Raw genomic sequence first — 19,969 nt, 5'->3', positions numbered from 1 at the left:
AACTGATCAATAAAGGATGATAAAAAAACAACACCCTTCGGCAGCCCGGCTGTCTTGGTTTAAACGTGAGTTAAACTTTAGACCCGCAGCTTTGCGCCCCCGGCTTTCGCCGGATTTGCCTTTTCGCGATCCGTTGTTTCGCCAGATTTCAATTAAAAAGACAGATTATTATAAGAATAGTAACATGATCCAGACACTAAAGCAACTATTAAATCATGTTTTTGCCGGTTTTTGCCCTTTTTTGCCCTTTTTTCTTGGTTTTTATTCTAATTCATTTGTTGCATTTGTAAATGTAAATATAAAATGTGAAAAAGAGGAAATTGGCGGGATGTCAAAAATTAGTACTACATAGATCACTTATGTCAAGGAGGGTCCAAGATGTACAACTTAGACCAACTCCTCTCTTATCTTGTGTTTATTGCCGTGATTACCTTCATTGTCGAACGAATCATTGAGAATTTACTCATGCCGTTGCTTCCCCCGGTGCCGAAGAAAGGGGAGCATCCGGACCAAAACATCGCCAAAATAGTTGCCTTCCGTACTTATCTGACTTTGCTTCTGACCTTTGCCTTCGGTTTTGGGTTGGCCCTGGCGAATCCCCGCTTCCGTCTCCTGGCGGGCGGATTGGGAATGGAAACAGCACCCTTGATCGACAGCCTTTTTACGGCGGCGCTGATGGCAGGGGGCTCGCAACCGCTCCACTCCATCATTGAGCAGGCCAGAACCAAAAAAAAGTAATGTTTTTATCGCCACAAAAACTTGTAAAAAACTTAATCCAGATTGCTTTTTCCGTCAAAACCTAGTACTTTATAATTAAGCCACATGTAATACACTGATTCGGAAATAGAGGATCTTTAACCAAAGGAGAAGAAGTATGAAGTACAAATTAGTAGCAGTCGATGTCGACGGCACCCTCCTGGACAGCAATAGCAACCTTACACCGGAGACCATAAAAGCAATCCAAGAAACCATCGCGGCCGGGGTGATCGTGACCATCTGCACCGGCCGGCCAATCCAAGGAGTCGAACCGTTGATTGAGCAACTGGGTCTGGATCTGCCCTTTATCACCTACAACGGTGCCATGATCGTAATGGGAAAATCAAGAAAGATCCTTTACGCCCAAACAATGCGGGGCGAAGACGTGAAAACCGTGTACAAACTCGGCACAAACCTCAAAACCACGGTTGTCATTTGGGCCGACAACAAACTCTATGTCCAGCCGTTTGGCCCGGAAGCAACCGCCTACTCCGACCTGTCAAGGACGAAACCGGAGCCCATTACCGATCTGGAAGCGCTCATCGCCCAAGGGGTGACAAAAGTCCTTTTTTACGACACAGTAGAAGCGATCCGCCATTTTGAAAAACAGGTTGCGCCCGCGGTCCCCCCGACGGTGAATTACTGTACTTCCCAGCCGTTCCTTCTGGAATTTTTCGACCAAAAAGTCTCGAAAGCCAATGCTTTGGCCCAATTGAGCGCTTATTACGGCTTCTCCCGGGAGGAAATCATCGCGATCGGGGACGGGTTTAATGATCTGTCAATGATCAAATATGCCGGACTCGGCATTGCCATGGCCAATGCCGATGCGGCAATCAAACAACACGCCGACTATGTGACGCTCTCCAATGACGAAAACGGTGTCGCCCATGCCCTCTACCGCTTCTGTTTGAATAAAGCACTGTAAGCTTATGATGCCATCTTGTCTTTGTTTCCGGGGAAACAAGGACAGTTACTTTTACCGTTCAGATGAAAATAAGGAGGGGAAATTTTGAACATCACAAAGATACCCTATGGAATGGTTGGCGGGAAGGAAGTCTTTCAGTTTACCCTCAAAAACAAACATGATATGACAGTGAAGATCATTAATTTCGGGGGGATTGTCACATCGCTTCTGGTCCCGGATAAAACCGGCAAACTTGACGATGTGGTCCTCGGTTTTGACAATTTAGCCGACTATTTAGCCGAGCACCCCTATTTCGGCGCGCTCATCGGTCGTTACGCAAACCGCATTGCCAAGGGCCGCTTTGTTCTGAACGGTAAAGAGTACCAGTTGGCCCTGAATGACGGTAAAAACCACCTTCACGGCGGGAATATCGGTTTCAACAAGGTGGTCTGGGATGCTGTCGAGTTTTGTAACGCAGAAGGGGCTGGGGTGGAGCTCAATTATTTATCCAAAGACGGGGAGGAAAACTACCCGGGGAACTTATCCACCACTGTCCGTTACCTCCTGAATGACCAAAATGAACTGGTCATTAAATATCTGGCTACCACCGATCAGCCAACCATCGTCAACCTCACCCACCACGGTTACTTCAATTTAAAGGGGGAAGGTTGTGGCGATATCCTGGACCATGAAATCATGATCAACGCCGACCGTTATACGGCCGTTGATGAAGAATTGATTCCCACCGGGGAATTAATTCCGGTGCACAATACCCCCTTGGACTTCACCACTTGGCAACCGATTGGAGCGCGGATCAAAAAGCTCCCCGGCGGCTATGACCATAATTATGTTTTAAACCGCAAGGGACCTGAACTAACTTTGGCCGCCAGCGTCCGCGAACCGAAAAGTGGCCGGGTAATGACGGTCTACACCACTGAACCGGGAATGCAGTTTTACACCGGAAATTTCCTCGACGGGACCTTGACCGGAAAACGCGGTGTAAAATACGGAAAACACAGCGGGTTCTGTCTGGAAACCCAACACTTCCCCGATTCCCCCAATCACCCCGCGTTTCCTTCCACAGTCTTAAACCCGGGGGAAGTTTACCAACAGACCACCATATACCAGTTTACCATTGAACAATAAAAACCAGTGGTCATAAAAACAAGTGGTCCGGGTCATTTCATGACCCGGACCACTTTTAATTGACCATTTTCAATCACAAGCCGGTCGATATTTACTTTCCGGTCGCCACTAGGCTGCTCCGGATTGGTATGGGTATGGTAAACAATCAAAAGGCTCCCGTCGGGGGAACGGGTTACACAGTTATGTCCCGGGCCGGAAAACCCCGCCGCTAAATCTTTGGCCAGGAGCGGATTGCCGTCCGCCTTTTGCCAAGGCCCCAACGGGGAAGTGGCCACGGCATACCCGATGGCGTAGTCACTGGAAGCATAGCAATTGGCGGAATACATTAAATAGTACACCCCGCGGTCCTTCAGGACAAAAGGGCCTTCATTCCACTGCCAATCCCGGTCAATCCCCTCCCAGGGTTGGCTGGGCTCGACCGCTAAAACCGGTTCCCCCAACAAAGTCAGAAGGTCGGCACTGACTTCTTGCACAAAAATTTGGCTGATATGTTTACCATCGATTATATTTTCCGAACAATCCTGAACATAATAGAGATAAATTTTCCCGTCGTCATCAAAAAAGAAATGCCCGTCGATAAAGGACTTGCCCCGGTCGAAGAGGGGTGCTTTCCGGTTGCGAAAAGGGCCCAAGGGGTGTGTCGCCGTGGCCAAGGCCAGCTTCAGCGAACCGTCCCGGTCCCGGGCGCTGTAAATCATATAGTAATTCCCCTGGTAATAAGTGACTTCGGGCGCCCAAAAATCGCCGACGCCCCATTGGTTACCCTCTTCCCGTGCATCCAAAGCTAATCCCCGTTCTTGCCAGGCGGCCAGATCGGGAGATTCCCACACCTTAAACCCATAGGGGGAGGAAGTGGCATACAGGTAATATTTTCCCCGGTCCCGCAGGACATAAGGGTCACCGATCTGGGTGATCTCCCCGCATTTTAAGGTTCGGGTCAACTCCATCCTCTCCCCGCTCTTAGCATTAATTGGTTTAACATTAAAGTCCCGATCGGTTGTTGGTTATAGCTGGCACCCAAACGTAAGGTGGTAATCCATATACGCCCGGACTCCAGTGGAAGCTCGACCAAAAAACCGTCAAGGTTTCCCAACCAGCCTTGGAACATCCCGCCATACACCCTTACCCCTGGTAAGGTATCCAGGTTGGTGACAAGCGTAGCCGGATAAAGACCGGCCATTTCCCAACCGGGTACTTTTGCCACCGGTACCCCGGGGAAAAGTGAGGGGTCAAGAAAATTAACCGCTGCCGCCCGGTCCCAGTTTTCCCCTTCCACCAGTTTCTTGAGGGTGAATCCATCTCCCGTCATCTGGCTTTCCGCCAGCCAAAGCACGTGCCCCCCGGCCTCCAAGTGGGCCCTAACCTCCGGCGTCAAGGCCGTAGTCAGGCAAAGTCCCGCCGCTTTCCCGTCCGGAGCGAGCTTAAATCCGTTTTTAACCAATTCGGTGATAAAGGCCGGAGGCAGACCCACCGGATAAACAACCGGGCCGTTGACCACCCGGGCGGCCGGCGGGGTAATGGTGAGTTCTTCTTCATTTTGGCAAATAACCCGCTCCCCACAGCGCAATTCATAGCGGAGGCAAAGCCGCTGCGGCGTATCGACGTTGGGCAACGGAAGCAAAACTTCATGGCCGGGGGTAACCGCAGAGGCAAGAACGGTAAGGGGCGTCTTCTCCGAAAGCCTTGTCCCGTTCAGGTTCCAAACGATTTCCCCTTGAAAATCTTGATCCGTGTTATTGACCACCACCGGCCGGACCCGGAGCGTTTCCCCGCACCAAAAGTTTCTTTTGTTCAGGTCGGCGCTGATGATGGTTTCCCCGTTAAAATAAGGGGCTTTCGCAAAACCGGCCTTCAGCTGGCGGTTATAGGTCAAGAACCCATTGGTTTCCCATTCGATATCGGTTAGTTCTGTGACCACGTAACCGGCAAGCTCCGGCCTTTTCCGGATCTCCTCGATGATAAATTTTACACCCCGGAATTCCCGTTCTTGCGCTGCCCGTGCCAATTCATTCAAGTTGGAAAAAATCCGGTCCAAACCGTATTTCCGGAAATTGCGGGCGGCCGTCGCCGGAATCTTAAACTCCTCCTTAAAGATTCGGGCACTTCCCTGCCACCACGGAACCGCATCCAAATCTTCACCGGTAATCTGATCGGTCTCCGGAAGCCCCCACATTCCGAATTCGGAGATCAAAATCGGCTCCCCCCAGTGATTGGCGGGCAGGGCGTAATTCTCTTCCGGATGCTCGACAATGCGGGTCAAATCAGCCCGCCACTCCTCGGCGAGCTCGGGAACGGCAAAGTAACGGTGATAGTCATTCAGATCGGTGCAGACATGGGCCCAGCCTGAATTATCACAAACCAGACGGGTTGGATCGGCCTTTTTTACCTCCCGGTATAATTCATTCACCCACAGCTGTTTTTCCCGGTCATTGCGGAGTCGCCATTCCAATCCCCATTCTTCATTATAGATACTCCAGATAATAATGGAAGGGTGATTATAATCCCGCTCAATTAAAGCAAACAATTCCTTTTTAAACCGGGCCTTGGCCAGTTCCGACCATTTGGCGCAGTTGGGTGGTTCCGCCCAGATGAGCATCCCCATGCGGTCAGCCCAGTACAGGTAACGGGGATCTTCTGTTTTGATGTGTTTCCGGAGCAGGTTAAAACCCATGTCCCTTGCTTTTTTGATCTCCTCCTGAATCAGGCTTTCGCTGGGGGCATAATAGATCGTTTCCGGCCAGAACCCCTGGTCCAAGGCACCGCGGAGATAGAAAGGCCGGTTGTTCAAAAAGAGGCGCCCCGCTTCCCAATGAATTTTACGTAACCCGAAATAAGTAACCATCCGGTCTCTGGGAATGGTCCCGTCTTTAAGAATAATCTCGGTATGGTAGAGCCAGGGCGAGGACGGGCTCCAGTAGCACGGGTCCGTCAGGCCGAGACTGTAAGTATGGTCGTCCCGGTAAGGAAAGGACCGTTTTTCGATCATCCGGCCGCGGTCTTCTGCGGCATAGATCATAATCTCCACGTTTGGATCAATTAGGTTATTCACTCCATCACATAGCACCGTAAAATGGACGGTGTCCTGATCCAGATCGGGCGTGATCTTGACCTTTTCAATAAAGGCTTCGTTATAGATCAGCAGCCTGACATCCTGCCAAATACCGCTGACCCGGCTGTACCAGCTCCCCTGTTTGCCGTGGGGAAGCTCTTGATTCTCCTCCGGGTCAAAGACACACACGACCAATAAATTGGCCTCTCCGCCACGGACCAGATCGGTGACCTCAAAGCGGAACGGGGTATATCCACCTTCGTGCATACCCAATTTTTTCCCGTTCAGCCAAACATCCGCCCGGAAATCAACGGCGGCAAACTCTATAAATATGCGTTTGCCACGGAGCTCCGGCTCAAGCGTGAATTCCCGGCTGTACCAGGTATATCCCGTATAGCTGTATAACTCTTTACGGTAGGTTTGCCATACCCCCGGCACCGGATACCGGTCACCGGCGGGCAGACCGCAATACCATTTTTCTTCCTCGCCCCGCCCCCGGGGATCGATGGTGAAGGTCCATAATCCGTTCAGGGTCCGGATCTCACCCATGCCCATCCCTCCCCTTGGCTAGCCTTGCCCCGTTCTCATCTTTTACCTTTGGTATGACGATCATCTTTGTTCTTCCTCCGTTCGTAAGGTCATGACGATAATAAGATCCTTTTCAAAGGCGGGGGTTTGGATGGTAACCCCCTCGGTCCAGGTCAGGCGTTCCTCCTGCAACCAACATGAACGCCACGGATCCCAGTACTTCACTTCATACTCCCCGGGCTCCAGCCCTTCAATGGTGAGTTTCTCCCGTTCTTCCCCCTTCCGGGCTTCCGCTTTCCGGACCAACCATGCCATCATCCTCCGCCCGTCCCCAATGGCGCACGCGAGGATCCCCTCCTCCGTTCCCAGGTCGCCGGAGATATGATCAGGAACAAACCCTTGCCAGTCAACGGCGGCAATAAATTTACTCACCCGCTGTAAAGCTTCAAGCATCCCGGTGGATAAGATATGGGGTACCCGGTACGGCCAGCGCATGCCCGTCCCGGCTCCCCCGCTGAAGAGATGGGCGAAGGAGACATTATGTAAAAATTCCGCATCCATTCGGGGATCGCACTACCGTCGGGTTATAAGTGCCGAGCGGATCTTCAAGCAAACCCAGGGGGGTCTCGGCATACTCAATCATCACGCGGACGGTGTTTACCCCGTGGGCGACCAAATTTTCAAGGTAAGCTTCGACCGCCCCGGGGGAAAGCCCATTCAAGAGCGGAGAAAGTCCCGGCCAGGTCAGCGCATCATTCAACCCGACAACCAGGAAAGGCTGACCATCCTTCTCAAAGTAGCGACCATGTTCCGCCACCTTAATATAGCCGGCTTCCACCGGTGACCTTTGACCCGAAATGACAAGGAGGACCAAAAGACAAAGCGGAAACCGGAGAAATTTACGCCAGTTTTTTCCTTTCATTACCATCTGCCTTCCCACCTTCACGTTTTCATCCCAGTCATGACGATGCCTTTCACAAAGTAACGCTGGACCGCCACAAACAGAATAATCGCCGGTAAAGCGGTTAAGAAGGCTCCGGCCATCATCTTCCCGTAATAATGGATATACCGTCCCTGCAAGGTCAGAATCCCCACCGGGAGGGTCCGCATTCTCGGCGCGTACGTAACAATCAAAGCCCACAGATAATCATTCCAGTTGGCCAGGAAACTCATCAGGCCGTAGGTTAATAAAACCGGCTTTGATAAGGGAAGCACAATTTTGAGGAAGACCCAGAAACGGCCGGCCCCGTCCATCCAGGCCGCCTCCTGGAGAGATTTGGGGATGGTCAGGAAAAACTGGCGCATTAAAAAGACCCCGGTTGCGCCAGACAGCCCCGGTAAGATTAGGGCCAGATAGGTATCAACCCATCCTAATCGATTCACCAATAAATAGTTGGGGATCAGAAAGATAATCCCGGGGATGATGAATGAGGTAATCAGGGCCCAAAAATAAACTTCCCGTCCCGGAAAATCCAGGCAAGCCAAAGCATAAGCCGCCAAAGAACATACAAATACAGGAAAGAATGGTATAACCCGACGCGGCGACCAAACTATTGAAAAACCAGCGGAAGACCGGAGTATCGACGGTATTGCTCACAATGGCCTTATAATTCTCCAAGGTCAAATCGGTGGGAAATAGTTTGGGCGGCCAAACCGTGGTCATCACTTCCGGCCGGAGGGAAGTGATGAACATCCAGTAAATGGGGAACAAGAAAATAACCGCCAGGATCGACGCGATCACAAACTGGAGATTCAGCCGGAATTTATGTTCCGTTTTCAACTTTCGCCCCCCCTTCTAATCATCAGCCCGCTGGGCAAAGAGTTTGCTTTGGAAGACGGTGAAAACAATCATAATCAAGGCGGTGAGATAGGACATGGCGCCCGCCGGTCCCATCCGGTAGTTCGCCCAGGCCTCCGTATAAATCTGCATCATGACAGGCAAGGTTGACCGGGCAGGACCGCCGCCGGTCATCAGTTGGGGTTGACCGAAAAGATTAAAGGAGGCAATCACGGTGGTAATACAGACAAACAAGAGCACCGGCCGTAAACACGGCAAGGTGATATAAAGTAGACGTTGCCATGCATTGGCCCCGTCAATCTTACTGGCCTCATAGATCTCCTCCGGTACCCCGTTAATCCCGTTGATCAAGAGGATCATATTCCACCCAACAGTCCACCAAACCGTGGCGATGGTAATGGAAATCCAAGCCCAAGGTTGGCTGGTCAACCAAGGTACACCCTTGATTCCCACCTTTTCAAGGAGAAAATTGACAAATCCATGGTCCACATTGAGGAGCCACCGCCAGATTACCGCCACCACCGAGACGGTTAAGGCGGTTGGCATGAAAAAAATCGTCCGAAAAACACTCCGCCCGGAAAGCCTGGAAGTTAAGAGTAAAGCCAAACCCAAAGCCACTAACACCAAGAGCGGTACACTAATTACGACAAAAATTAGGGTATTCCTTAATGCTTGCCAAAAATAGACATTTTGAATGGCGGCCGGATCAAAGAGGAGACGGTAATTTCCCAGACCGATAAAACGTCCGGAGTTGGCGAAAATGTCCCATTCGGTCAAGCTAATGTAAAAGCCTTTAAAGATCGGATAAACGAGAAACATAAAGAAAAAAACGGCATGGGGTAACAAATAAAAGTAGGGACGGAGCAGTCCGTTACTTCCGAACCACCGACGGAATCTCCCTTTGGGCTTCTCTTTCATTACTAAAGTAGCCACCTCTTCACCTTCCCTCGTCATGGATGGAAGAGGGGGAATCCCCCTCTTCCTTACGCAAGAGAACTAGTTTCCGGCCAAAATCTTGTTGGACAGATCCTTTGCCCGGTCCAAGGCTTCCTTCGGAGTACTTTTCCTGAGTAAAGCAGCATTAACCGCATCCCAGATCGGGCCAACCGCTTCACCGTACTTGGCAAAGAAGGGCGGGAAGTAAACGTAATCAGCCATCTCCGCAATACGGCCGAAATAGGGATCTTGCCTGAATTCGGGACTGTTCAAAACGGACAGTTTCGCCGGTAATTGACCGCCGAAGCCCCAGTCGAGGCTATGATCACCAAACCATTTGATGAACTCAATAGCGGCATTAATCCGGTTGCGGTCAACCCGCCGTTGTTTGGGGAGGACAAACTGGTGGGAACCACCCCATACCGCTTTTTGGCTGCCAAACTGCGGAACCGGCCCGGCGCCAAATTCGAGGTTCGGTTGATTAAGGTAATCGGCCATCATCCAGATCCCGTTAAAGGTGATGCCCAATTCTCCCCGTTTAAAGGCTTCATGTTCCGAGTCAACCTGAACGTTATCGGGGGAGATTTTATGTACATAGATACAGTCCACCAGGAATTGGAGGGCGTCGACCCCGGCTTTACTGTTGAACAATGCTTGGCTATTGTCAGCGTTAAATAGGGTCCCGCCGTTTTGGTGGAAAATAGTGTACCAGTACTGGAAGTTAGGCCAACCGACCGAAAGCATCGTCCCCCACTGGTCAATCTTGCCATCACCGTTTTTATCCTTAGTCAAGGCTTTACAGACTTTGATAAAGCTTTCTGCGTCCGTAGGCGGTTTTTCCGGATCAAGGCCCGCTTCACGGAAGAGTTTTTTGTTCCAGTACATGACCAAGGGATGGGTATCAAGGGGAATGGCGTAACGTTTTCCTTGCCAAATACCCCCGTTCCACAGAGGTTCGGCATAATCCGAACCTTTGAGGCCCAATGCTTCAACGTATTCATCAAGGGGTAATAAAATCCCCCGTGAGGTAAACTCGGCTAAACGGTCCACATGCATGATACAAAAATCCGGAGCTTGATTGCTGACCACCGCGGAAATAATTTTTTCGTAGAAGTTGCCCGCAGGCATGACCGACATTTGGACCTCGATTTTGCCTTTGTATTCCTGGTTAAAACGATCAACCAGCCTCTGCATGGTCTGTCCGTTGGGACCGGTAAAGATCGTCCAATACTCCAACTTTATCGGAGCGGCCTCCAGAGTGAGGCTAAAGAAGCAGCAAACCAGGAGCAGGCCAAGTAAGACATAACGAAAACGTTTCATGGCTTTCTCTCCTCCTTTTATAAACTAAATAGGGTTGTAATAAGGAATTTATCTCCGCCGCGCTACCACCTCCTAACCCCGGGCTTTCAGGGGTTTAAATGACTAATGGATGGCAATATGGATTACGTATTAATTTAACTATTAAGATAAGTTGTTATTATTTCTTTTCCTTTGCGTGTCATTTTCGTTATTTAGGCCCTTATAAATAAATTATTCAACTATTGGACACTAATTCCTTCTAAGTTTCCTTAATTATTAAATTAAGTTTTTAAAAAATTTTTAGCTAATGGGCGTGACCCACTCGATGCCCGAAATGGTAAATAAACCTTCAATCACTAAGGCCGCCCCGCCTAAAGGTCCTGCCATATCTCCCAACTCGGAGACTTCAACCTTGACCGGGACCAAAAGTTGCTTTTCGGTTACTTCTCTAATCACCGGCAACAGAATGGGATGGGCATTGCTGACCCCGCCATTAAGAATGATAATATCGGGATTAAACAAAGTAGCTAAAATCGCAATTCCTTGTCCAAGATAACGGCCGGCTTGGGTCAGAACTTCCCGGGCAACTTCATCCCCTTCCCAGGCGGCCTGGTCGATCATTTCCCCGGTGATTGCATTTAAGTCTCCTTGGCACATATCGATCAGTTTGGTGCTGACTCCTTGCTGAATCAACCGGCTGGCATGGCGGACGATGGCCGGACCGGAAGCCACCGCTTCCAAACATCCATACTTCCCGCAACTACAACGTTGCCCCGTATCGGCGACCATAATGTGGCCAATTTCCCCGGCGGCTTCATCGGTTCCCCGGTACAGTTTGTCACCTAAGATTAAGCCGGCGCCCACCCCGGTCCCGATATACATCGTAATCACGTTTTCTTTTCCCTGGCCTTTCCCCCACCATTTCTCCCCGAGGGTACCCAGGCGAACGGAATTTTCAAGCAAAACGGGAAGCCCAACCCGGGCTTGGATTAACTCTCTGACCGGGAGATCTTTCCACCCAAGATTTGGGGAAAAGACAGCTTTTCCAGCTTTCGTATTGACAAATCCCGGTACGCCGACGCCAATGCCGAGGAAAGAATGGCGGGGAAGGCCCGATTCGGCAATGGCCTTTTCGATCAAGCGGCAAACCTCCGCCACCTGTTGCTCGGCATCCCATGCCCTGTTTAATTTACCATCAACCCGGCAAGCCACTTTGGCTTCCAAATCAGTAACCACCGATACCACTTTGGTGTTCCCGATATTAACCCCCACCACGTGCCAGGCATTGGAATTAATCGCAAGATAAAGGGGACGACGCCCGCCAATGGATTTTCCGGTCCCCACTTCTTTGATTATATTGGCTTTCAGTAGTTCCGCCGTTAAATTTGAGATGGTTCCGGAGGTCAATTTCGTCAATTTAACCAAGTCGGTCCGGGTAACCGGCCCGTGTTTCCGGATGGCTTGCAAAATCAGGGAGCGGTTGATTATTTTAATGGTTTTCGCATTACCTGTTAATTTATTCACAAGCTACCCTCCAATAAACGTTTCTGTCGTTCTTTTCTTATTCATTAATAAAAGTACTAAGTAAACCTCTTAAAAATATTCGAAACGGAGACCGTAAATCCTCTTTTCTCCGCTCCTCTCAGTTATTAACCGGAGCTTGTTCTTGAGCCGATTTGGCCGCCGGTGTTAAGGGGTCCCCATAATTCAGGTGATAAAAGAAGGGCCAGCATTAAAGCTGGCCACAGAGGAGTGATTAACAGTTGGCGTCAAGGCCACCGGTAACGCTGGGTGCCATTCACTGGCGCAGGCAATTATCCATTGGCTTGATTTATGATGCTGGTCTCCAACAAAACAATCTGCATCCTGATTTTATCCAGCAATTCCACAATAACGGCTTCTTTCGTCACGAACCGGACAATCCCATAGCAGTGCTCATCAAAAGTATCATAGATCCGACCGGCACTATGGCAGCCCCGGGGGACGGTCGCCGTACTGTTGGCCACATAACCGACTTGGCCAACCGGCTCCAGCTCAACCCGGATTGCTTCATCATCATAAGCATTCTCGGGTTCTTTGACCAGTTTTACGATCTGATCCGGTTTAAAAATCTTCCGGCCGTAAAATTGACCAAACCCGACCACCGCAACATATCTTTCCGCCGGCACCCCCATAACCGCCTTTCCTTTTTCTTAATTTTATTTTACCACAGGGACAGGACCAAAGGTAGTTGTTTTCTTCTTAAATTCCTGAATCAACTCCCCATAGCGCGCCGCCACCTCGTCAATAATCTGTTCCCAGTGCCGGTAAATCGTACGTTGGGCTTCCTCGCCCACCTTGACTAACCGCTCCGGGTCGCGGATAATGTCCTGGATCCGCTGGGCCAGACTTTCCGGATCATTCTCCGTGAGAAAACCGTTCACATTATCAATGATTCCTTCCGCGCTGTTCGAACCGGCCACCACCACGGCCGGACACTTCGCCGCCGCCGCCTCCCGGATCACAATCGGAGCATTGTCGTACACCGAAGGGAACAAAAGCAGATCGGCCCGGGCATAAAGGGATTTCAACCGGTCGCGGTCCAGGACACACCCCAGAAAATTAACCTTTTCCGCCAGGCCAACCTCCTCGACCAGCTCTTTCATCTCCGCTTCGGCATATCCCGTCCCGGCAAAGATCATCCGGAAGGCAACCCCCCGTTGGTGCAATAACTGTAACGCTTGGATAATCATCCGCACGTTTTTTTGCCAAATATGCTGCCCGACAAAGAGAAAGACCGGTTCCGTCGGGACAAGGCCAAGCTGCTGATTGATGGCCTCCCGGCGCGCCTCCCGGTCCGCCGGAGGTTCAAACTCGGTCCCATTGTGGACAATATCGACCCGTCCCCGGTATCCATACTCCCGCAACGTTTTTGCGGTTCCCTCGTTCACCGTCCAGACGGCGTCAACTTGGGAAAAAAACTTGATTACTTGTTTTACCCCGAACCAGGCGAGGTTTTCTGCTTTGACCACCGCTTTAAAATCATCATAGAACTTGGAATGAAAGGTCGCCACCAGTGGAATTCCCTTTTGCCGGGCAATCTTTAGGGCCAGCTGTCCCGAAGAGAACGGCGAATGGGTATGGATCAGGTCGAAGGGGATCTCCTTCAAGCGCCGTTGCACTTTAAGATCGATCTGGGGACAGCCCAGCCGGTATGGCGGGCGGAAGACCAGCGGTAAAGAGGAATAGCGAATCACCGGGAAAGGATCTTGGTCACGATAACCAGGAAACGCTGGGGTTACGACATAACATTGGCCGTATTTTTTGTGTAACCAGTAGGCGTAATTCTTGGTCACATTAGCGACTCCGTCCATCACCGGAGGGTAGGAGTCGTTAAACTGCCCAATGACCATCTGCTGCTCCATGTAAACACCCCCAAATCTAGAAAATACGATTCGTCATTCGTTACTGGTCACGCACGGGTATATTACCTCGGCCCGCAATTGCCCGGCCGGGTAGAGGCGCGCACCACGGCAACCCCCCCACCCATAAAAAAAAGCCAAGCGTCGAGAAGAAGCTTCACTCTTGAACATAATTATATATCAAATCGCAGCAAACGCAATCGGTTTGCGCCAAATTTCGCTTCGCCCTCGTTACACTTGACTATTTTAAAAATAAGATAGAATTTGGCTATAGGGTTGAAATCCCCCTCCTAGTCTAATAACGCGGCAGCCTCTTGGTCCAGGAGCAAGGTGACATCCGGATGGGTTTGAAGGAAAGAGGAAGGACACTCGGTCGTCACCATTCCCTGCACGGTCTTTTTGATGGCTTCCGCCTTACTATTCCCGCTGGCCAACAAGATAATCCGGCGGGCTTTTAAAATCGTCCCCATCCCCATGGTCAACGCCTGCCGGGGTACCTCGGCCTCCGACTGGAAAAAGCGGCTGTTGGCCTTGATGGTTTCTTGCTTTAAATCCACCAAATGCGTGCGGGAACTAAGGCCCGGATTCGGTTCATTAAACCCGATATGCCCATTGACGCCGATCCCCAACACCTGGAGATCGATCCCGCCCGCCTCCGCAATCAGCCGTTCGTAATTGTTGCATTCTTCTTCAACCGGATCGGCCATTCCGTTTGGGAGATGAATCCTGTTCGGATCAATATTAATATGGTTGAACAAGTTCTGGTACATAAAGTAGTGGTAACTTTGGGGATGATCCGGCATGATCGGATAATACTCATCCAAATTAAAGGTGGTTACCTTGGAAAAATCAACTTCTCCCCGTTCGTACATGGCGATCAGTTCACGGTACAGCCCCAAGGGCGTACTACCCGTCGCCAAACCCAAAACACAGTCAGGTTTCAATACTACTTGAGCAGCAACGATTAATGCCGCCTTTTTGCTGATTTCCGCATAGTCTTTTCCAATTATAATCCGCATTGTTGCCCGTGTCCCCTTTTATGCCAATAATGCCAAACAAATTGATGTTCTTCTATAGTTTATTGCAAACTCCTGCTTCACAGTAAAGATTTTTCGCAGCCAAACAAAAACCTCATCCTTTAACGGCACCCGCCGATACACCTTCGGTGATCTTATTCCGGAACGCCAGATAGAAGAGGAGCAAGGGAAGCAAACCGATTACTAAGGCCGCGAACTGTTTTCCATAGTCCGACGATAAAGCACTGGAAAACTTCATAATCCCCACCGGTAACGATTTAAGGGCTTCGCGGGAGACAAGAATATTGATCATCATAAATTCATTCCAAACACTTAAGACATTCAAGATCGCCAGGGTTGAAATGACCGGTTTCGACATGGGGAAAACAATCCTTGCCAAGATCTGGAAATAACCGGCCCCGTCGATCCGTGCCGATTCGATAATCGAATCATGAATGCCTTTAATAAATTCCGTACACAGATAAATCCCGATGGGAAGGCCCAGACCGGTATAGGGAATCAAAACACCTAAACGGGTATCAAGCAAATGTACCGTGTTGGCCATTAAAAACAAAGGCACCATAATCGATTGGATCGTCAGCAAAATCCCAATGACAAAACTGCCATATAAAATGGGTGTGGCTTTCGATTTAATCTTGGCAAAGGCAAAAGCGGCCGCCACCGACAGGACAATGACCGCAAGGGTGGAAACCGTAGTGTAAATTACGCTGTTGACAATCAAGGTCCCCATGTTGCCAATCTCCCACGCCATGGGATAGTTTTTGAAAAACCACCTGGCGGGCAGCCACAACCGGTTCATCTGAAACTCCTGCGTCGTCTTGAAGGAGCTTAGGGTGACCCAGACCAACGGTGCGATGGACAATACCGCAAAAAGGAAAAGGATCAGGCGAAAGAAGAGACGGGAAATCAAGCCGGTTTCTTCTTGTAGCGAGTTGCGATAGCCATTTTTTTTCATTCTTGGCTTCTTACGCATTGGGTCCTCAATCGTCAGCGGAATATTCTTCATTCTTCTTTCCCCCCAAATCTCTTCTCCACAAGTTTAGTAATGATGATCAGAAGGAAACTAAAGGCCATCATAAAGGTGGAAACAGCATTCGCCCGCGGATAATTGGGCGCGCCCCGGAATGCGGTATCATACATGTAAAGCGCTAAAACCGATGTGCGCCGCGCCGGGTTACCTTGGGTCATGGCAAAGATTAAATCAAAACTCTTCAGTGAACCGGAGATCGCCAGAATTGACGAGGTGACAATGACCCCGGACAAGGCCGGAAGAATCACATGGCGCAGGCTTTGCCATTCCGTGGCTCCATCAATCTTCGCCGCTTCAATTATTTCTTTATCAATTTTTTGCAGGTTGGCAAGGAAAATGATAAAATAGGTTCCGGTGTAATACCAAAGCATTACTAAAAGCACAGGAACGATTGCCGTCCGCGGATTTACCATCAGGGTGTTTTGCCAGTCCGGTTTAAAGAAACGCATGATCTCGGTAATCGGCCCGTAGGGCGAAAAAATGGTCTGCCAAAGGATACCGACGATAACCGATGAAATAACGCATGGCAAGTAAATAACGGTTTGGAAAAATCCTTTCCCTCGGATCATATTACGGTGCAGGGCATAGGCCAGAATAAAGCCAAGCGGAATCTGGCCAAAAATTGAGATCAAGACAATATACACGTTATTCGTTAAAGAGATCCAAAAATAGCGGTCATTCCACATCCGGACGTAGTTCGAAAAACCGGCAAATTTGACTGGTGTCGTACCACCAAAAATTTGACCCCCGGAATAATCACTCACGCTGATCCAGAGTGAAAAGACCATTGGAAAGGCAACCACGGCAATGTAAATAAGGACTGCGGGCAAAACCATAAGAAGGTAGGCGCGGCGTTCTTCAGAAAAGATACGGCGTGTTTTCATCTATACTACCTCCCAAAATAAAGTGGCCAGGGGTATTTACTGGTGCATCTTCGCGCGTCTAACCGGCCGATCCACACGAAGGTTTTTCATGACAGGACGGGGAGAAACCTTGCGGGGCACGCCGAAACGTGCCCGCAAGGTTACAAGTATGTTCCGTTAAGGTTTACTTATTGCTCTTCGCCCACTCTTCATAGGCGGCTTGGACGCTCCGGGCTACCTCAACCGGAGTAGCTAAGCCGAGACCGATCTCTTGCAAACCGATGTTGATCTTGGTGAAGATTTCCGGCGGAAGCTTGTCGTCCAAGACATAGGTGCCGGTAACTTTGCCGTAGAACTCCGCTCTTTCTTGGGCGATGGGCTCAAGTTTGTCACTGGTGACGCCTTTCCGGGAGGGGAAGGCCGCGCCGGATTCTAACCGGATCCTTTGCACCTCGGCCGAGTTCAGCCAGGAGATCAGGCGCCAGGCGGCTTTTTCCTCAGGAGAATTGTCTTTCACATGCGAGCTGATGGCAAAACCGGTTGCCGGAACGATCGAAGTGGTCCCCTTGTTGACCTCGCCCGGAATCTGCGGGAACACCGTCAACACGATATCCTTCTGTTTTTCCGGCGGGATGAGGGCAACCCCGGTCGACTGGTCGGTAATGAAAGCACCGGTTCTCCAGTCACCGTCGATCATGAACGGCGCCTTCCCGGCGGCAAACAAGGCCGGCGCTTCACCGTACGGTGTCTGCATGGCGTTCCGGTTGATCACACCGTCTTTGAAGAGTTGTTCGTAGAACCGCAGCGAATCAACGAATTCTTTATCGGTAAATTTGGCTTTACCATCGAGGAAGGCAAGCAGTTTTTCGTCGCCGACCATACGGCCGAAGATCATGCTGTACAGAACAGACTGCATTACCCAGTCATCCTGGGCACCGACGATGATGCAATCTTTGCCGGCCTTCTTTAACGGTTCAACCATCGCCTTGAGGTCGGCATAGGTCTTCGGCATTTCAAGGCCAAGTTCTTTCAACAGGGCCGTGTTTACGAACATAACATGGGTAGCGGTCAGCCCAATCGGCACCATTGCGAGATACCCACCCGCCTGGGGTTGCAGGGCAGCCTCGCTAAACTCATTCCGCTCATCCCCTAACAGCCGGGTGATATCTTTCAGCAGGCCTTTCTGATGGAGGGTAGCCGAACGCCCGCCAGGCCAGACATAGAGCACTTCGGGGAGTTTGCCGGCCGCGGCGTAGGCTTCGGTTTTTTGGTGGAAAGGCTCGCCAAATTGATCTTCCCTGATCACGAGGATGTCCGGATTTTCTTGCTCAAAGCGCTGCCAGATCTGCGTGACCTCGGCAGCGGCATTCGGGCTGCTGGCATCCAGGTAATTCAAAACCCGGATGGTGACCGGCTCCGCCGCAATCAGCGTCGGGACTAACGCAAACAACAGAAGCAAAGCCATCCACATTGTCGACTTCCGAAAACTCATCCTACAAAAAACCTCCTTTGAATATTAAATTTTCATTTGTGACATTCTGCTGCCCTCTCGAGACGGGAAAACCTTGTTGCCGAAAGAAAATATTACGCTTTTCCTGTCGTCCAATCGGCAACAGCTGATTTTTTAGCCGATAACCACCTCCTTTTGTCTTGCCATACCCCGTTTATGTAAGGATGGACACCGCGGGAATTTTGTTTCACATTGAAATTATGTCCCGAAAAAAGAACCTTGTTAGGGCTCGCGGTACAAAAACCCGGGGTAAAGTGGATTTTTGTTAATCTATTTTTTACAGTTTTATCTTAACACATTAAATTTCACCTGTCAATAGCAAGGTCAAATCCTTATCTTTCACGCCGTTCAGTATGGCGGTTTTTCCTTCTTTAAGCTGGTATTTTGGTTGAGGAAGATTATGTATCTTGACAATTTGTATTGAACTATAGTAAGCTAAAGATGAATATTTCATAGTGTAATAAAGCAAATGATAATGAGGGCGAGTCAATGGAGAGAGAAAGACGCGGTTTAAGCAGTACAAGTTTAATACGATCCTACAATGTGGTTTCCGTTTTGCAAACCCTTTACCGCGAAGGTGCTTGTTCGCGGGCCAGGTTGGCAAAGGTAACCAAAATGAGCCCGGCCACGATCACCCGTATTGTCAGTGAGCTCCTGAGCCAAGGCATCATTACCGAACACGGCATTGGTAAATCAAACGGTGGTCGTAAACCGATCCTTTTAAAACTCAGTTACGAAAAACTCTTCATTATTGGGATCCAAATTCGCCGGGATCAAGTGGCGCTGGGTTTGGCCGACCTTAAAGGAAAGTTAATGCGGAAAACCAGCTACTCGCCCTATTCTCTCGAACCCGACACCTTAATCCGCGAATTGGTCCAGGAATTACAAAACCTCATGCAAAACGCCAACGTGAAAAAGGAACACATCCTGGGCGTCGGAGTGGCGATCTCCGGCATCGTCGAGAGTGAACGCGGAATCCTTTTACAGTCGGTTAACCTCGGGTGGCGTGATGTTCCCGTTGCGGAGATGCTCGAGAAGTACTTGGACTTTCCTGTTGTGGTGGAAAACGACGCCAACGCCGCCGCCCTTGCCGAGTTGTGGTTTGGCAATCCCAAGAACGTGGCGAATTTTCTTTTACTAAAAACCAGTACCGGCGTTGGCGCCGGAATTATTTATAACCGAAAACTCCTCACCGGTCCGCGCGGGATGGCCGGGGAGATTGGGCATATCCCTTTGAAAAAGGACGGACAACCTTGCCGGTGCGGTCAGCAAGGATGCCTTGAAACCTATTTGTACTTTCCGGACGTCCTCAAACGTTACCAAAGTGAGACCGGCAAAGAGCTCAAAGACTGGCTTGAGCTTTATACCAAAGTCTTGAACCGCGACCCGGTCGCCTGCCAAATCCTGGAGGACCTAATCGAAATCCTGTCCATCGCCATTTCCCTCTGCGGCGGACTGCTGGACTTAGACATGGTAATTATCAGCGGAATCTGGGCCAATTTCAAAGAGCTGTTGATTGAACGCCTTGAACGGAAGTTCCAGACCACCTTGGAACTAAGCGGGCTGAAAAAGAAAATCTCGGTCCACTGCTCCACCTTGGGGGAAGACTCGGATCTCTTAGGCGCGGTCGGTCTCTTCACCCAAAAATGGTTCACCCCTCCGATTTAACTGTTAACAATTATAAGTAAAAAAAGAAGGACGCAACAACCAAA

19 protein-coding genes and 1 riboswitch are annotated in these 19,969 nt (G+C 50.1%); of the genes, 4 read left to right on the top strand and 15 right to left on the bottom strand.

Annotated features, from left to right (window positions below):
* Nucleotides 1-36: 36 nt before the first annotated feature.
* Nucleotides 37-130: riboswitch (cyclic di-GMP riboswitch) on the bottom strand.
* A 248-nt stretch (nt 131-378) separates the two neighbouring features.
* The 3 genes from G5B42_RS06925 to G5B42_RS06915 all read left to right on the top strand — a co-directional run bounded on the left by G5B42_RS06925 (nt 379) and on the right by G5B42_RS06915 (nt 2,806).
* A complete protein-coding gene (locus G5B42_RS06925) occupies nt 379-738 on the top strand; it encodes a hypothetical protein (RefSeq protein WP_181339726.1) in 360 nt (119 codons plus the stop codon).
* Nucleotides 739-874: 136 nt separating this feature from the next.
* A complete protein-coding gene (locus G5B42_RS06920; RefSeq protein ID WP_181339725.1) occupies nt 875-1,681 on the top strand; it encodes a Cof-type HAD-IIB family hydrolase in 807 nt (268 codons plus the stop codon).
* Between the two features lie 84 nt (nt 1,682-1,765).
* A complete protein-coding gene (locus G5B42_RS06915; RefSeq protein ID WP_231133325.1) occupies nt 1,766-2,806 on the top strand; it encodes an aldose epimerase family protein in 1,041 nt (346 codons plus the stop codon).
* 32 nt (nt 2,807-2,838) lie between these two features.
* Here the strand turns inward: G5B42_RS06915 and G5B42_RS06910 are convergent, their stop codons facing one another.
* From G5B42_RS06910 to G5B42_RS06845, 15 genes are all read right to left on the bottom strand, one after another.
* Nucleotides 2,839-3,753, bottom strand: a complete 915-nt coding sequence (locus G5B42_RS06910; RefSeq protein ID WP_181339724.1) for a glycoside hydrolase family 43 protein — start codon at nt 3,751-3,753, stop codon at nt 2,839-2,841.
* Nucleotides 3,744-6,404, bottom strand: coding sequence for a glycoside hydrolase family 2 protein (locus G5B42_RS06905; protein WP_181339723.1), 2,661 nt, complete (start codon nt 6,402-6,404; stop codon nt 3,744-3,746). The genes G5B42_RS06910 and G5B42_RS06905 overlap by 10 nt, the downstream gene beginning before the upstream one ends.
* Before the next feature lie 60 nt (nt 6,405-6,464).
* Nucleotides 6,465-6,944: a hypothetical protein gene (locus G5B42_RS06900; protein ID WP_181339722.1), complete on the bottom strand. Its 480-nt coding sequence runs from the start codon at nt 6,942-6,944 to the stop codon at nt 6,465-6,467.
* Nucleotides 6,922-7,311: a hypothetical protein gene (locus tag G5B42_RS06895; protein ID WP_181339721.1), complete on the bottom strand. Its 390-nt coding sequence runs from the start codon at nt 7,309-7,311 to the stop codon at nt 6,922-6,924. Before G5B42_RS06895 ends, G5B42_RS06900 begins: the two co-directional genes overlap by 23 nt.
* Before the next feature lie 14 nt (nt 7,312-7,325).
* Nucleotides 7,326-7,793: a carbohydrate ABC transporter permease gene (locus G5B42_RS06890; protein WP_331274072.1), complete on the bottom strand. Its 468-nt coding sequence runs from the start codon at nt 7,791-7,793 to the stop codon at nt 7,326-7,328.
* Nucleotides 7,744-8,163 (bottom strand): ABC transporter permease family protein, encoded by a 420-nt coding sequence (locus tag G5B42_RS11865; protein ID WP_231133324.1) that lies wholly within the window; start codon nt 8,161-8,163, stop codon nt 7,744-7,746. The genes G5B42_RS06890 and G5B42_RS11865 overlap by 50 nt, the downstream gene beginning before the upstream one ends.
* A 15-nt stretch (nt 8,164-8,178) precedes the next feature.
* Nucleotides 8,179-9,135 (bottom strand): carbohydrate ABC transporter permease, encoded by a 957-nt coding sequence (locus tag G5B42_RS06885; protein ID WP_231133323.1) that lies wholly within the window; start codon nt 9,133-9,135, stop codon nt 8,179-8,181.
* 42 nt (nt 9,136-9,177) lie between these two features.
* Nucleotides 9,178-10,437, bottom strand: coding sequence for an ABC transporter substrate-binding protein (locus tag G5B42_RS06880; RefSeq protein ID WP_181339718.1), 1,260 nt, complete (start codon nt 10,435-10,437; stop codon nt 9,178-9,180).
* 279 nt (nt 10,438-10,716) lie between these two features.
* Nucleotides 10,717-11,940, bottom strand: a complete 1,224-nt coding sequence (locus tag G5B42_RS06875; RefSeq protein WP_181339717.1) for an ROK family protein — start codon at nt 11,938-11,940, stop codon at nt 10,717-10,719.
* 290 nt (nt 11,941-12,230) lie between these two features.
* Nucleotides 12,231-12,584: an HIRAN domain-containing protein gene (locus G5B42_RS06870; protein ID WP_331274068.1), complete on the bottom strand. Its 354-nt coding sequence runs from the start codon at nt 12,582-12,584 to the stop codon at nt 12,231-12,233.
* Between the two features lie 30 nt (nt 12,585-12,614).
* Nucleotides 12,615-13,820, bottom strand: coding sequence for a glycosyltransferase (locus G5B42_RS06865; RefSeq protein WP_181339715.1), 1,206 nt, complete (start codon nt 13,818-13,820; stop codon nt 12,615-12,617).
* Nucleotides 13,821-14,107: 287 nt separating this feature from the next.
* On the bottom strand, nt 14,108-14,836 hold the full coding sequence (nagB, locus tag G5B42_RS06860) for a glucosamine-6-phosphate deaminase (protein ID WP_181339714.1): 729 nt from the start codon (nt 14,834-14,836) through the stop codon (nt 14,108-14,110).
* Nucleotides 14,837-14,948: 112 nt separating this feature from the next.
* Nucleotides 14,949-15,860: a carbohydrate ABC transporter permease gene (locus G5B42_RS06855; RefSeq protein WP_231133322.1), complete on the bottom strand. Its 912-nt coding sequence runs from the start codon at nt 15,858-15,860 to the stop codon at nt 14,949-14,951.
* Complete coding sequence (locus tag G5B42_RS06850; RefSeq protein WP_181339713.1) at nt 15,857-16,768, bottom strand: carbohydrate ABC transporter permease; 912 nt, start codon at nt 16,766-16,768, stop codon at nt 15,857-15,859. Before G5B42_RS06850 ends, G5B42_RS06855 begins: the two co-directional genes overlap by 4 nt.
* A 163-nt stretch (nt 16,769-16,931) precedes the next feature.
* Nucleotides 16,932-18,239, bottom strand: coding sequence for an ABC transporter substrate-binding protein (locus G5B42_RS06845; protein ID WP_231133321.1), 1,308 nt, complete (start codon nt 18,237-18,239; stop codon nt 16,932-16,934).
* Between the two features lie 507 nt (nt 18,240-18,746).
* Between G5B42_RS06845 and G5B42_RS06840 the strand changes: the two genes are divergently transcribed.
* Nucleotides 18,747-19,925: an ROK family transcriptional regulator gene (locus tag G5B42_RS06840; RefSeq protein ID WP_181339712.1), complete on the top strand. Its 1,179-nt coding sequence runs from the start codon at nt 18,747-18,749 to the stop codon at nt 19,923-19,925.
* Nucleotides 19,926-19,969: the final 44 nt, after the last annotated feature.

The organism is Capillibacterium thermochitinicola (genome assembly GCF_013664685.1).
Taxonomy (GTDB): domain Bacteria; phylum Bacillota; class UBA4882; order UBA10575; family UBA10575; genus Capillibacterium; species Capillibacterium thermochitinicola.
Note: the sequence above shows the minus strand (reverse complement) of the source record. Positions and strands in the feature narration are given on the sequence as shown.

Excerpts from the sequence above, each read along its gene's own strand:
- G5B42_RS06850 (WP_181339713.1), bottom strand. The coding sequence starts at position 16,768 with ATGAAAACACGCCGTATCTTTTCTGAAGAACGCCGCGCCTACCTTCTT.
- G5B42_RS06920 (WP_181339725.1), top strand. The coding sequence starts at position 875 with ATGAAGTACAAATTAGTAGCAGTCGATGTCGACGGCACCCTCCTGGAC.
- G5B42_RS06900 (WP_181339722.1), bottom strand. The coding sequence starts at position 6,944 with ATGGATGCGGAATTTTTACATAATGTCTCCTTCGCCCATCTCTTCAGC.
- G5B42_RS06910 (WP_181339724.1), bottom strand. The coding sequence starts at position 3,753 with ATGGAGTTGACCCGAACCTTAAAATGCGGGGAGATCACCCAGATCGGT.
- G5B42_RS06905 (WP_181339723.1), bottom strand. The coding sequence starts at position 6,404 with ATGGGTGAGATCCGGACCCTGAACGGATTATGGACCTTCACCATCGAT.
- G5B42_RS06855 (WP_231133322.1), bottom strand. The coding sequence starts at position 15,860 with ATGAAGAATATTCCGCTGACGATTGAGGACCCAATGCGTAAGAAGCCA.
- G5B42_RS06895 (WP_181339721.1), bottom strand. The coding sequence starts at position 7,311 with ATGGTAATGAAAGGAAAAAACTGGCGTAAATTTCTCCGGTTTCCGCTT.
- G5B42_RS06840 (WP_181339712.1), top strand. The coding sequence starts at position 18,747 with ATGGAGAGAGAAAGACGCGGTTTAAGCAGTACAAGTTTAATACGATCC.
- G5B42_RS06925 (WP_181339726.1), top strand. The coding sequence starts at position 379 with ATGTACAACTTAGACCAACTCCTCTCTTATCTTGTGTTTATTGCCGTG.
- G5B42_RS06845 (WP_231133321.1), bottom strand. The coding sequence starts at position 18,239 with ATGAGTTTTCGGAAGTCGACAATGTGGATGGCTTTGCTTCTGTTGTTT.
- G5B42_RS06880 (WP_181339718.1), bottom strand. The coding sequence starts at position 10,437 with ATGAAACGTTTTCGTTATGTCTTACTTGGCCTGCTCCTGGTTTGCTGC.
- G5B42_RS06885 (WP_231133323.1), bottom strand. The coding sequence starts at position 9,135 with ATGACGAGGGAAGGTGAAGAGGTGGCTACTTTAGTAATGAAAGAGAAG.
- nagB (WP_181339714.1), bottom strand. The coding sequence starts at position 14,836 with ATGCGGATTATAATTGGAAAAGACTATGCGGAAATCAGCAAAAAGGCG.
- G5B42_RS06865 (WP_181339715.1), bottom strand. The coding sequence starts at position 13,820 with ATGGAGCAGCAGATGGTCATTGGGCAGTTTAACGACTCCTACCCTCCG.